This is a genomic window from Xanthobacter autotrophicus (genome assembly GCF_029991245.1).
GTDB lineage: Bacteria > Pseudomonadota > Alphaproteobacteria > Rhizobiales > Xanthobacteraceae > Xanthobacter > Xanthobacter autotrophicus_C.
Genome location: NZ_JAIVFO010000132.1, coordinates 1 through 12,719 on the forward strand (window position 1 = coordinate 1; position 12,719 = coordinate 12,719).

General features: G+C 73.6%; 12 protein-coding genes and 1 riboswitch. Of the genes, 2 read left to right on the forward strand and 10 right to left on the reverse strand.

Features of this window, described 5'->3' with window-relative positions; translation table 11 throughout:
- A partial coding sequence (gene cbiD, locus K9U41_RS18195) for a cobalt-precorrin-5B (C(1))-methyltransferase CbiD (protein ID WP_282642285.1) occupies positions 1–799 on the forward strand: 799 nt, incomplete at its 5' end.
- Between the two features lie 8 nt (positions 800–807).
- Here the strand turns inward: cbiD and cobM are convergent.
- Genes cobM through cbiE form a run of 3 tightly spaced genes read right to left on the reverse strand, consistent with a single transcriptional unit; the run spans position 808 to position 3,229 of the window.
- Positions 808–1,569 carry a precorrin-4 C(11)-methyltransferase gene (gene cobM / locus K9U41_RS18200; protein ID WP_282642286.1) on the reverse strand — a complete coding sequence of 254 codons (762 nt, stop codon included), beginning with the start codon at positions 1,567–1,569 and terminating at the stop codon, positions 808–810.
- Positions 1,566–1,955, reverse strand: a complete 390-nt coding sequence (locus tag K9U41_RS18205) for a cobalamin biosynthesis protein (protein WP_282642287.1) — start codon at positions 1,953–1,955, stop codon at positions 1,566–1,568. Before K9U41_RS18205 ends, cobM begins: the two co-directional genes overlap by 4 nt.
- Positions 1,952–3,229, reverse strand: a complete 1,278-nt coding sequence (gene cbiE / locus K9U41_RS18210) for a precorrin-6y C5,15-methyltransferase (decarboxylating) subunit CbiE (protein WP_282642288.1) — start codon at positions 3,227–3,229, stop codon at positions 1,952–1,954. The genes K9U41_RS18205 and cbiE overlap by 4 nt, the downstream gene beginning before the upstream one ends.
- 37 nt (positions 3,230–3,266) lie before the next feature.
- Between cbiE and K9U41_RS18215 the strand changes: the two genes are divergently transcribed.
- A complete protein-coding gene (locus K9U41_RS18215; protein ID WP_282642293.1) occupies positions 3,267–4,106 on the forward strand; it encodes a cobalt-precorrin-6A reductase in 840 nt (279 codons plus the stop codon).
- Here K9U41_RS18215 and K9U41_RS18220 read toward each other — a convergent pair.
- From K9U41_RS18220 to K9U41_RS18250, 7 genes are read right to left on the reverse strand one after another with little or no spacing between them, the layout of a single operon-like run.
- The gene (locus tag K9U41_RS18220; protein ID WP_282642289.1) at positions 4,025–4,849 is read right to left on the reverse strand and encodes a precorrin-3B C(17)-methyltransferase; all 825 of its coding nucleotides are present in this window, start codon (positions 4,847–4,849) and stop codon (positions 4,025–4,027) included. The genes K9U41_RS18215 and K9U41_RS18220 overlap by 82 nt on opposite strands.
- Entirely contained in the window at positions 4,846–5,571 is a 726-nt protein-coding gene (locus K9U41_RS18225) for a precorrin-2 C(20)-methyltransferase (protein WP_282642290.1), read from the reverse strand. The genes K9U41_RS18220 and K9U41_RS18225 overlap by 4 nt, the downstream gene beginning before the upstream one ends.
- Positions 5,568–6,203, reverse strand: a complete 636-nt coding sequence (locus K9U41_RS18230; RefSeq protein ID WP_282642291.1) for a precorrin-8X methylmutase — start codon at positions 6,201–6,203, stop codon at positions 5,568–5,570. Before K9U41_RS18230 ends, K9U41_RS18225 begins: the two co-directional genes overlap by 4 nt.
- Before the next feature lie 13 nt (positions 6,204–6,216).
- Complete coding sequence (gene cobG / locus K9U41_RS18235; protein ID WP_282642294.1) at positions 6,217–7,596, reverse strand: precorrin-3B synthase; 1,380 nt, start codon at positions 7,594–7,596, stop codon at positions 6,217–6,219.
- Positions 7,514–10,894 carry a cobaltochelatase subunit CobN gene (gene cobN / locus K9U41_RS18240; RefSeq protein WP_282642292.1) on the reverse strand — a complete coding sequence of 1,127 codons (3,381 nt, stop codon included), beginning with the start codon at positions 10,892–10,894 and terminating at the stop codon, positions 7,514–7,516. Before cobN ends, cobG begins: the two co-directional genes overlap by 83 nt.
- A 15-nt stretch (positions 10,895–10,909) precedes the next feature.
- On the reverse strand, positions 10,910–11,947 hold the full coding sequence (gene cobW, locus K9U41_RS18245) for a cobalamin biosynthesis protein CobW (RefSeq protein ID WP_282642295.1): 1,038 nt from the start codon (positions 11,945–11,947) through the stop codon (positions 10,910–10,912).
- Entirely contained in the window at positions 11,944–12,414 is a 471-nt protein-coding gene (locus tag K9U41_RS18250; protein WP_432715822.1) for a DUF1636 family protein, read from the reverse strand. The genes cobW and K9U41_RS18250 overlap by 4 nt, the downstream gene beginning before the upstream one ends.
- A 73-nt stretch (positions 12,415–12,487) precedes the next feature.
- Positions 12,488–12,691: riboswitch (cobalamin riboswitch) on the reverse strand.
- Between the last annotated feature and the right edge of the window lie 28 nt (positions 12,692–12,719).

Here is a 12,719-nt window from a genome sequence, read left to right on the forward strand (position 1 = left end):
GGGGGTGGGCATGGTCACGCGGCCGGGCCTGCCCATCCCACCGGGAGAACCGGCCATCAATCCGGTGCCCCGCCGCATGATCGCCGCCGGCATCGTCGAGATGGCGCGGGCGGCGGGCATTGCGGCCGACGCCGAGGTGGAGATTTCCATCGCCGATGGCGCGCGCCTCGCGCTCAAGACGCTCAATCCGCGCCTCGGCATCGTCGGCGGGCTCTCGGTGCTGGGCACCACGGGCATCGTCGTGCCCTATTCCTGCGCGGCGTGGATCCACTCCATCCATCGCGGCATCGATGTGGCCCGCGCCATGGGGCTGGACCACGTGGCCGGGGCCACCGGCAGCGCCTCCGAACAGGCGGTGCGCAAGCTGCATGGCCTCGACGAGGTCGCGCTCATCGACATGGGCGATTTCGTCGGCGGCATGCTGAAATATGTGCGCGCCCATCCCGTGGCGAAGGTGACGGTGGCCGGCGGCGTCGCCAAGATGACCAAGCTCGGCCAGGGCTTCCTCGATCTCCACTCCAAGCGCGGACGGGCCGACATGGCGGCCCTTGCAACTCTCGCGGTGGGCGCCGGCGCGCCGCCGGACCTCGCGGCACGCATCGGCGCCGCGCACATGGTGGCGGAGGCGTTCCAGATCGCCCGCGCCGCAGGCTTCCCGTTGGGCGATTGCGTGGCCCGCGCCGCCTGGGCCACCGCCGCGCGGGCGCTCGGCCGGGCCGACGTGGCGCTGGAAATTGCCGTCTTCGACCGCGATGGCACGCTCATGGGCCGCGCGCCCTTCGCCCCCGCGCAGGGCTGAACGGCCGCTCATTCCCCGCCCCCGCGGAAGCGGCGGACATAGGCGGTGTCGTAGAGCGCGCTTTCGCGAAAATCCTGCGCCGCCAGCGCCCGCCCCACCAAAATGAGCGCCGTGCGCGGGATGGGATCGGCTGCAAGCTGGGCGGCGATGTCACTGAGCGTCCCGGTGACGATGCGCCCGTCCGGCCAGGAGGCCTTGGCCAGCACGGCCACCGGGCAGTCGGCGCCCAGCACGGGGGTCAGTTCCGCCACCACCCGGTCGAGGGCGTGGATGGCAAGATGGATGGCAAGCGTCGCCCCCGTGGCGGCGAAGGCGGCAAGGTTCTCGGTTTCCGGCATGGCGGAGGCGCGGCCCGAGACGCGGGTGATGACGAGGCTCTGTGCCACCTCCGGCACGGTGAATTCGCGCTTCAGCAGCGCCGCCGCCGCCGCGAAGGCGGGCACGCCGGGCGTCAGCGTATAGGGGATGGATAGCCGGTCGAGGCGGCGCATCTGCTCGGCCACCGCGCTGTAGACGGAGAGGTCGCCGGAGTGCAGCCGCGCCACATCCTCCCCCGCAGCAAAGGCGCGCACATATTCGGCCTCGATCCGGTCGAGGTCGAGGGGCGCGGTGTCCACTATACGGGCGCCGGGCGGGCAATAGTCCAGCAGTTCCGGCGCCACGATGGAGCCGGCATAGAGGCAGACCGGGCAGCGGGCGATGAGGTCGCGCCCGCGCACGGTGATGAGGTCCGCCGCGCCCGGTCCGGCGCCGATGAAATGGACGGTCACTCTTCTTCTTCCTCCCGCCGGGCGAGGGCACAGGTGACGGGGCCGAGAGCGAGGCGCGGCCCGAGAAGGCGCGCCTGTGCGCCGGCTGCGGCCAGCGCCGCCGTCTCGGCCGCCGAGGGCACGCGCAACAAGGCGATCACCCGCTCCGAGCGGGTCATGGTGCGGTTGGAGGCGGCTTCGAGCTGGGTCTGCGGCACCAGCACCAGCGGCAGGCCGAGCTTGGCCGCCGCCTCGCTGATGCCGGCCTCGCCCCCCTTCACCGCCGGCGCGGCGATGAGGGCCACGTCGGCCCGCGCCAGAGCGGCGCGCGCCAGGGCCGCGTCGAAGGCGGCCAGCACCTCGTCCACGCTCACCCCCCGTTTCGAGCCGATGCCGGCAACGATCATGCCTCGCCTCCCTCTCCCTCGGGCGGCCTGCCTTCGGGTGGCTTGCCTTCGGGTGGCTTGCAATAGCGCCACTGGGTGACCGGCATGGCGGGCCGCCAGCCGGTCATGCCCTTCACCGGCACCGAGCGCGCCAGCGCGATGCGCACGAGGTCGCCGCCGAGCCGGGCATGGGCGGAAAGGAGCACCGCTTCCGTCTCCAGCGTCACCGCGTTGGCCACCAGGCGCCCGCCCGGCTTCAGCGCCGCGAGCGCCGCGTCGAACACGCCGGCTTCCGAGGCGCCGCCGCCGAGAAAGATGACATCCGGCGGGGGCAGTCCGGCAAGGGCGCCGGGTGCCGCACCCTCCACCACCCTCAAATGCGGCACGCCGAGGCGCCCGGCATTGCGGGCGATGCGCGCCGCGCGGTCCGCATTCCCTTCGATGGCGATGGCACTGAGCGAGGGATGCGCCAGCAGCCATTCGATGGCAATGGAGCCCGCCCCGGCGCCGATGTCCCACAGCAGCTCCCCCCGTCGCGGCGCGAGGGAGGAGAGGGTGAGGGCGCGGATCTCGCGCTTGGTGATCTGGCCGTCATGCTCGAACACATCGTCGGGAAGGCCGCTGGCGAGGGGCAGGATGGGGGCGTCGGCGTCCGCCACCACCTCCAGCGCCACCACGTTGAGCGCCGCCACGTCGGTGAAGGCGAAGGCATCGGCGCGCGTCTCGCGCACCCGCTCGGATGGCCCGCCCAGCGCCTCCAGCACCACGAGGCGCGAGGCGCCGCAGCCGTGGGCGGTGACGAAATCCGCCACCTGCCGCGGCCCGTCGCCGTCCGAGGTGAGGAGGATCAGCCGGGCGCCGTGCTGCAAAAAGGGCCGCAGCCGTGCCAGCGGCCGGCCGTGGAGGGAGACGAGGTCCGCGTCCTGCAACGCCCAGCCCAGCCGCGCGGCGGCCAGCGCGAAGGCGGAGGGCGCGGGGAAGGCGCGCATCTCGTCCGCCGGCACATGGCGGGCAAGGCTCGCGCCCACCCCGTAAAGGAACGGATCGCCCGAGGCGAGGACACACACCGCCCGCCCGCGCGCGGCGAGAACTCCGGCAAGGCTGAAGGGGCTCGGCCATTCCTGTGCCGCGCCGGTGACGAGGCCGCCTGCAAGGGCAAGGTGGCGCGCCCCGCCGAACACGATCTCGGCGCAGGAGATGGCGGCGCGTGCGGCGGGGGAGAGGCCGTCGGCCCCATCCTCGCCGATGCCGACGATGGACAGCCAGCGCCCGGCTGGGGCACTTATGCCCGTCATGAGCGATCCCTCCGTCTCGACCCGCGCCGTTTCAGCCATGGTCCCGCGCATTCTCCTGCTCGGCGGCACCAGCGAGGCCAGCGCCCTCGCCAAACGCCTTGCCGCCCGCATCGCGGATCAAGCCGGGCTCGACGTGGTGCTGTCGCTGGCCGGACGCACGGAACATCCTGCGCCCCAGCCGGTGCCCGTGCGCGTCGGCGGCTTCGGCGGCGCCGCAGGCCTTGAACACTACCTGAAGGTGCAGCGCATTGCCGCCGTGGTGGATGCCACCCATCCCTATGCCGCCCGCATGTCCTTCAATGCGGCGCAGGCCTGCGCGGCGGCGGGCGTGCCGCTCCTCGCCCTGCGGCGCGGGCCGTGGATGCCCGTTGCCGGCGACCGCTGGCGCGAGGTGGCCGATGTTCCGGCGGCCGTCGCCGCGCTGGGGGATGCGCCGCGGCGGGTGTTCCTCGCCCTCGGGCGCAACGAGGTGCGCGCCTTCGAGGCGGCGCCCCAGCATTTCTATCTGGTGCGCAGCGTCGATCCGGTCTCCCCGCCGCTGGCGGTGCCGCAGGCCGAGTATGTGCTTGGGCGCGGACCGTTCGGCGAGGGGGACGACCGCGCGCTGCTGGAGGCGCACCGCATCGACACCATCGTGGCCAAGAACAGCGGCGGCTCTGCCACCTACGGCAAGATGGCGGCGGCCCGCACGCTGGGCATCGAGGTGCTGCTGATCGCGCGGCCCGCCATCCCCGCCGTTGCGGCGGTGGAGACCCCGGCGGAGGCCGAGGCGTGGCTGCTCGACCAACTCGGCGCTCACGGCGCGGACTCTTCCGCGCGGGACGCGGAGTCTTCTCCCGCTCGCGGCGCTGGCCTGTCCGCCGAGCGCGGCGCGTAGACCAGCGGCGGCAGGCCGGGGCGCGGCACGATGCGGGTGTCGGCGGTGCCGATGATCACGCAGGTGGCCATGTCCGCCTGCGCCGGATCGGCCGCAGCGAGGGTGGTGAGGGCGATGCGCTCGTCCTGCCGCCCCGCCGCGCGGCCGAACACCACCGGCACGCTGCCGGCAAGGCGCTCGCGCAGCAGTTCGAAGGCCCGCCCCAATTGCCACGGCCGCGCCCGGCTGATGGGATTGTAGAGGGCGATGACAAAGCCCGCCTCCGCCGCCAGCAGCAGGCGCTTTTCCACCAGCGCCCAGGGCTTCAGGTTGTCGGAGAGGGAGATGGCGCAGAAATCGTGGCCCAGCGGCGCCCCGCAGCGCGCCGCCACCGCCAGCATGGCGGTGACGCCGGGCACCACCTCGAAATCGAGGGCGCGCCACGCCTCCGGCCCTTGCTCGATGGCCTCGCACACGGCGGCGGCCATGGCGAACACGCCGGGATCGCCCCCCGAGACCATGGCGACCCGCGCGCCCGCAACCGCCGCGTCCAGCGCGGCCGAGGCGCGGGCGATCTCCTCGCGATTGTCGGACGGCCGGCGCTCCTGACCCGGCCGCTGCGGCAAGCGGGCGAGATAGGGGGCATAGCCGAAGACAAGGTCCGCCGCTTCCACCGCCGCCACCGCCTCGGGCGTCATCTGCCGCGCCGCGCCGGGGCCGAGGCCCACCACCGTGAGCCGCCCGCGCCTGTCGCCGCCGTTCATGCCGCGCGCTCCCAGCCGGGCACCAGCACGATGGAGAAATAGGGCGCGCGCTCGTCCGCCCGCTCGGAGAGCGGCACGAGCGCGCAATCGGCCATGGTGCCGCGCTCCACATAGAGCGCGCGGTCGAGGCGGCCGGCGGCGGCCAGCGCCCGGCGGATCTTGGGCAGGTTGCGGCCCACCTTCATGATCACCGCCGCATCGGCCGTGGCGAGGCGGCGAGCCAGCTCGTCTTCGCCCAGCGTGCCGGGCAGGACCATGAGCACGTCGTCGCCCTGGGCGATGGGCGCGCCGGCCTGCGACCAGCAGCCGGACATGCCGGTGACGCCGGGAATGACCTGCGTGGGAAAACGCTGCGCGAGGCGCACATGCAGGTGCATGTAGGAGCCATAGAACAGCGGGTCGCCCTCGCTCAGCACCGCCACCGTGCGGCCGGCGAGGATGTGCTCCGCCACCGTCGCCGCCGAAGCGTCGTAAAACGCGCCGATGGCGGTGCGATAGGCGGCATCATGTCGGTGGATCTCGGTGGTGACGGGATAGAGCAGGGGCAGTTCCACCGTGTCCGGGCGGAAGTGCGCCTGGGCGATGGTCCGCGCGTGGCTGACGTTCCCGGCCTTGGCGAAATAGCCCACCACGTCGGCGCCGGCGATGGCCTTCACCGCCTTGAGGGTCATGAGATCGGGGTCGCCGGGGCCGACGCCCACGCCGATGAGCTGGCCTTTCATAGCCCGGCCCTCGCCAGCGCGTTGACGGCGGCCGAGGTGATGGCGCTGCCGCCGAGCCGCCCGCGCACGATGGCGAACGGCACGCCGCGCGGGTCGGCCGCCAGCGCATCCTTGGATTCCGCCGCGCCCACGAAGCCCACCGGCATGCCGAGGATGGCGGCGGGGCGGGGCGCGCCCTTGTCCAGCATTTCCAGCAAATGGAAGAGGGCGGTGGGCGCATTGCCGATGGCGACCACCGCGCCGGCAAGCTGCGCGCGCCACAATTCCAGCGCCGCGGCCGAGCGGGTGGTACCGAGCTGTTCGGCCAATGCCGGCACGGCGGGATCGCGCAGGGTGCAGACCACCTCGTTGTCGGCCGGCAGGCGGGCGCGGGTGATGCCGTGGGCCACCATCTGCGCATCGCACAGGATGGGCGCGCCGGCCTTGAGCGCCGCGCGGGCGGCGGCCACCACGCCGGGGCCGAACACGAAGTCCCGCGCCGCCTCCACCAGCCCGCAGGCGTGGATCATGCGCACCGCCACGTCCTCCTCCTCGGGGGAGAAGCGCGACAGGTCCGCCTCGGCGCGGATGATGGCGAAGGAGCGCTCGTAGATGGCGGTGCCGTCGCGCACGTAGTCGAAGGGGAGGGTCATGCTGCGCGGCTCGTCACGTCTTCACCATCGGTCTGTCGTTTCCTTCGCGCAGCCACAGGCCCGCCAGTAAACCTGCCTTTTGCATGCGGGCCAGAAGCCCGCGTCCCGTCTCGCCGGGCAGGCGGGGCGTGCCGGCCAGCGTTGCGAGCTTCGCCGCCAGTGCATCGACCGGAAGGACCGGTCCGCGTGCCCCGGAGGGTGCGCCCTCATGCACCAGCGCGATCCCCTCGTCCATGCCCACGAAGGTGAGGGTTGCCGGCGCGGGATGGGCGCAGCCCTTGGTGCAGGCGGACAGGTGTACCGTCACCGTGCCATCCAGCAGCGGCGCAAGGGCTTCGGCTACCAGGGGCGCGAGGTCCCGCGCCGGGAAATGGGCGCAGATGCAGGCCGGCGCGCCGGGGCAGGCGGCGATGAAGGCGCGCGGATCGTCGGGCGCCACCAGGCAGCCGAGCCGCCGGGCTTCCGTCGCGAAGGCGCGGGTGCCCTCCGCGTCGAGGCCGGTGGTGAGGAGCACCCGCTCCGTCGCCGGCCGCAGGTCGCGTGAGCCGGCCGCCTCGGCGGCGTCTGCGAGAGCTGCGAACAGGTTGGCCGCTCCGGCGCCGAAGGGCAGGCCGATACCGCAGGCGAAGCGGCCATCGGCGAGGGGAAAGGTTCCCAGCGGGGCGAGTGGTTTGCCATGATCGCCTTGGGCGGCGGCGCATCCCGGCAGGTCGGTGGCGCGGGCGCGGCGGCCGAGGGCGGCGATCTGCGACAAGGCGTCGAGCGCCCGAGCCGCCGCATCTTTCTCCGCCAGCAATTCCGGCGCGCCGCCGCCGATGGTGACGGACCACATCCCTTCTGCACCGGAGCGCAGGGCGGCAAGGCGCACATCCGCCTTATGTCCACCAAGGCCGATGGCGCCGCCGCCATCGATGACCACGGACACCTTCGGCCCCAGTTTGTCAGCAAGTCCCGCCGCGCCCTCCTGGATGCGTTGGGCGAGGGGGCGGGCGTCGGCAACTTCCCGGGGATCGAGCCCCGATAGCGGGGAGATATCGATGGCGAGGCCGAGGCGCGGCGTGATGCCGAGCGCGAGCACCGCATCCTGAAGCGGCGCCACCGTTTCCGCCGTCAGCCCGCGCACCTGCAGGCTGCCGCGGGCGGTGATCTCCATCATGCCGTTGCCCAAGGCCGTCGCCGCGCGGGCCAGGCCGCGCAACTGGCCGGGGGAGATGGCGCCTTCCGCCGGAACGAGGCGCAGGATGAGGCCGTCGCCGGTCTCCATGGGCGCGAGGAAGGCCGGGCAGGCACCCCGGCGGGCGGGCGCGGGCTCATTCCGCCGCCTCCTTCGGTGTGTTTTCTTGGGGCGCGGCTTCTCGGGGCGCGGCGGCCTCGGCGAGGAGGGCGTCGAGATCGGCGTCGAGGGCGTTGCGGCGGCTGTGCCACAGGCCGCGGCGGCGCGCATCGGCGAAGCGGCGGGCCATGGCGCGGGCGGCCGCGGGGTTCTGGTCGAGCAGGAAGGCGCGCACGGACGGCTCCGCCAGATAGGCGGCATGGAGCCGGTCGAGCAGGGCGCTCGCCACCTCCTGCGTGGTCTCGGCGAAGGCGACGAGGCGGTCCACCGTCTCCGCCAGCTCCGCCGCCCCGCGCGGGCCGTGGCGCATCTGGCCGGTGATGAAGGTCGCGGAGACGCGCCCGTACACCAGCCGCGCCAGCGCTTCGGACAGGGGACGGGCGCGGGGGCGGTCGGGGTCGGTGGTGTCGAGCACCACGAGGTGCGCCTTGCGCCCCAGCGCCGCCCCGGCGGCCGCGAACCCGCCCATGAAGGCGGCATCCTCGCTGCCGTCCAGGAGGTCGCGGGCGGCATCATCCGCGCCGTGGATGAGGGCATCGGCGGTGGCAATCCGTCCGGCGAAGGCGCCGGGGGCGGGCCGGGCGACACCGTCCGCCCCGCCATAGGCATGGGAGGCGGCGGCGAGATAGGCATGGCCCAGCTCGGCGCGGTCCTCGAAGGCGCCGCGCTGGAGCTGCGCCTCGATGCCCGCGCCATAGGCGCCCGGCGCCGAGCCGAACAGGCGCGACAGGTCCTCGCCCCGGCGGCGGGCGGCGGCGAGCGGGTTCTCGGCGTCGTCCTCGTCCCGCGCGGCCACGGCGCGCACGGCGGCATCCAGCAGGGCGATCTGGGCCGGGAAGATGTCGCGGAACAGGCCGGAGATGCGGAAGGTCACGTCGATGCGCGGACGCCCCAGCACGGCGGGCGGCAGCACCTCGATGCCGGTGACGCGGCCGCTCGCCGCCTCCCACATGGGCCGGCAGCCGAGGAAGGCGAGGCCCTGGGCGATTTCCTCGCCCCCGGTGCGCAGGGAGGCGCTGCCCCACAGGTCCAGCACCAGCGCGCGGGGCCAGTCGCCGTGTTCCTGCAGCAGCAGGCGCAGGGCTTCGTCGGCCGCCTTGCGGGCGAGGTCGCAGGCGGTAGGGGTGGGCAGGGTGCGCGGATCGGCGGTGTAGAGGTTGCGCCCGGTGGGCAAAACATCCCGCCGCCCCCGCGCCGGCGCCCCGGCGGGGCCGGCCGGCACGAAGCGGCCGTCGAGGGCATCGAGCAGCGCGCGGGTCTCCGCGCCGGCCGAGGCGAGGCGGGCGGGGTCGGCTTCGTCCTGCGGCACATGGCCGAAGACGTGGAGGCCGTCCTTCACCGCGAGGTCCTTCAGGTCGCATAGCCAGGCGTCGATGCGGCGCAGGGCCTCGTCGGGATCGGTGGCGGTGGTGACGCCGGCGGTGCCGGCAAGGCCGGTCTCGCCGGCGGTCTCCACGATGAGCTGGGCGAGGCGTTCCCGGCGGCGGCGGTCGAGGCCGTCCGCCTGGGCATATTCGTCCACCAGCCGCTCCAGCTTCTGCTCGGCCTCGGACAGGCCGGCGGCGGCCAGCGGCGGCGGCAGGTGGCCGATGGTGACGGCGGCGAGCCGGCGCTTGGCCTGCGCCGCCTCGCCGGGATTGGAGACGATGAAGGGGTACACCACCGGCAGCGCGCCCATGACCACCTGCGGGAAGCAGGCCGGCGTCAGCGCCACCGCCTTGCCCGGCAGCCATTCCAGCGTGCCGTGGGCGCCGAGATGGATGACGGCGTGGGCGTCCAGCCCCTCGCGCAGCCACAGGCCGAAGGCGATGAGGGCATGGCGCGGCGGAAGGGCGGCATCGTGATAATCCGCCCGCCGGTCCAGCGCCGCGCCGCGATCGGGCGCGAAAGCGAGGGTGAGGGCGCTAAATCTGGCAATGCGGAAGTGGAAAGCGCCGTCCTTCAGGTCCGCATCCGCTTCGGGCGCCCCCCACGCGGCAAGCACGGCCTCGCGCGCGGCCTGCGGCAGGCGATCGAAGGCGCGGCGATAGGCATCGAGGGACAGGGCCGGCGCTGGCGCGATGGCAGCGAGCAGCGCCTTCGCATCGGCGGGCATGGGGCCGGTGGCGTAGCCGGCGTCGCCCAAGGTGGCGATCAGGCGCCGCGCGCTTTCCGGCACGTCGAGGCCCACCGCATAGCCGGAGCGGCCCTCGGCGCCGGGATAATCGGGCAGGATCAGCGCCAGCCGCCGCTCGGCCCGTGGCGTGGCGGCGAGGCGCACCAGGCCGGCGACGCGATCCGCCACATGGGCCACCTGCTCCGGCTCCGGCCGGTTGATGGCCGGGGCGAAGGCGAGGTCCGCATCGGCCGGGGCGAAATCCTTGAAGGAGAGGGCTCCGGCGAGCACCCGCCCGTCCAACTCCGGCAGCACCACATGCATGGCGAGATCGGCGGCCGAGAGCCCGCGCGGGCTGCCGGCCCAGGCGGCACGGGCAGTGGTGGCGGGGGCGGCCTGGAGCACCGGCGGCCCGCCCGCCGGAAACAGCTCGGCCGCATCCCCCGCCGCAAACGCGGTGGTGGTGACGATCACCGCCGGCTTGAGCGCGGCCAGCGCATGGCGCACGGCGGCGCGGGCTTCCGGCGCCTTCAGGCTCGGCACGAACAGGGGCACGGCGGCGATGCCGCGCGCCTCAAGGGCGGCGGCCAGCGCATCGATGGCGGCGGTATCGGCCGCGAGCCACTGCGAGCGGTAGAAGAGGATGAGGGCGCTCGCCCGCCCGTCCGCCTGCGCGGCGGCAAGGCTGGCCTGCGGTTCCGCCAGCCCCGCACCGGGGCGATAGAAGGCGGTGGCGGGGACAGGGCGCGGCGGCGCGATCGCGGCAGGCGCGGGAAAGCCAGCCGTCGCGGCCATGCGGGCGAGGAGCGCGCCCATATTGTCCGGACCGCCGGCGCGAAAATAGGCCAGCCATTGGGCCAGCTCGTCCGCGGGCAGGGTGGAAAGGGCGGCGAGGCGGGGATCGTCCTGGTCCTCCCCCGGCAGCAGCGCGAGGGCGATGCCACGGGCTCGGGCGAGGGCGGAAAGCTGTTCGGCGCCGTAGCGCCACCAGTCGAGGCCGCCCAATTGGCGCACCAGCACCACCTTGGCGTGGCGCGCCACCTTCTCCACCCACAGGTCTACGGACATGGGGTGGGTGAGGTCCTTCAGCCGCGCGAGGCGCAGGCTGGGAAGGCTATCCCGCCGCGCCCGCCAGGCGGCGGACAGGGCCAGCAGGTCGCTGTCGGTGAAGGACAGCGCCACCATGTCGCCGGGCGGCTGGGCGAGATCGACCGGCTCGGCCAGATCCTCCAGCGTCGTCGATGTGGTGGCGAGGATGTGCATGGGGTCTGGTTCGCCTCAGCCGAGGATGGCCCGCTCCACCGCCGCGCGGTCGAAGCCCTTGAGGCCGATCACCACCAGCGCCCCGCGCCGTTCCTCGGCGGCGCCCCACGGCCGGTCGAAATGGTGGGACACGCGCGGGCCGACCCCCTGCACCAGCAGCCGCATGGGCTTGCCGGCGACCGCCGCGAAGCCCTTCACGCGCAGCACGTCCGGGGTCTCGGCCGCCGTGACCACGCGGGCGGCGAGGGCGACGGGATCGGCGATTTCCGGGAGCTGGAGAACGATGCTTTCGAACTCGTCGTGGTCGTGGTCTGCCTCGTCGTCGTGATGGGTGCGGCGGGCGTCGATCTCGTCTTCCACGCCGATGCCGAGGCCCAGCAGCACGGCGATGTCCACCTTGCCGGCGGTGGCGCGCACCAGCTTCACCGCGCGCGGCAGGCTCTGCGCCACCACCCGCTCGGCGTTGGCGAAGCCGGCGTCGTCCATCAGGTCGCTCTTGGAGAGGATGACGAGGTCGGCGCAGGCGATCTGGTCCTCGAACACCTCTTCCACCGGGTCGTCATGGTCGAGGCTTGAGTCTTCGGCGCGCTGGGCGGCGAGGGCGGAGAGGTCCGGCGCCACCCGCCCTTCGGCCAGCGCCGGGCCGTCCACCACGGCGACCACGCCGTCCACCGTCACCCGGCTCTTGATGGCCGGCCACTGGAACGCCTGCACCAGCGGCTTGGGCAGGGCGAGGCCGGAAGTCTCGATGAGGATGTGGTCCACCCGCGGGGTGCGCGACAGGATGAGGTCCAGCGCCGGCACGAAATCGTCGGCCACGGTGCAGCACAGGCAGCCGTTGGCGAGTTCCACGATGGTGTCCTCGGTGCAGCTCTCGATGCCGCAGCCCTTCAGGATCTCGCCGTCGATGCCCACGTCGCCGAACTCGTTGACGATCACCGCGAGGCGCTTGCCGCCGGCATTTTCCAGCACGTGGCGGATGAGCGTGGTCTTCCCCGCGCCGAGGAAGCCGGTGACGATGGTGCAGGGCACGCGGGCGAGCGAAGTCATCAGGTCTCCTTGGGCAGGGACAAAGGCGGGATGCGGGCGACCATGCCGCGCTTCAGGCTCTCGGGCCGTCCGCGCCAGGGCATGAGGCCGTCGTCGGCAGCGGCAAGCAGCACCGCGCCGGCGATCAGGTCGGGGGCGGCATCGGCGGCAAGGTCGCCGAACACATAGGTCCAGCCGTCGCGGCGGACCATGGCGGCGGAGAGGGACCGCTTGCAATTGGCGAGGCAGCGCACGCCCTGTATCGCCACGCCGTCCGGCCGCGGGGCCGCCGCGGCAGCTTCGGCGAGGGCCGCGCCATCGACGGGGGATGCCCCTTCGCCCAGGCTGCGGCAGGTGGTGCAGACGAAGACGGTCACCGCCGGTGGATCACCCCGCACGGAAGCGGGCGCGTCGCGCGCGGTCGATCCGGCGGTGGTCTCCGCCGGGGGGGCATCGCCCGAAATGTCGGCAGGTTCGCCGCGCTCCACCATCAAGATCCACGGGTGCGCGGGCCGCCCGCGAGACGCAGGCTTGAAAGGGACGCAAACCGGAGCACCCCGCCCGGCGCGGACCTTGTCGAAGGCAGGTCTCCTGGCTCGCGGATCAGCGCCCCCACCGCCTTCCCGGCGCCTTGCGGCGCCAGTGGCATCTGGCAGGGGCTCACCGCTTACAGTTGCGGGGGCAGCCGCGGCATGGGGAGGGGTCTCCCGCACCGCATTCCCTTTTGCGCCCGTGTGGGACCACGGGACCTTCGACTGGGGCACTAAAGGCAGGGTGGGGGCGAATGTCAAATGGG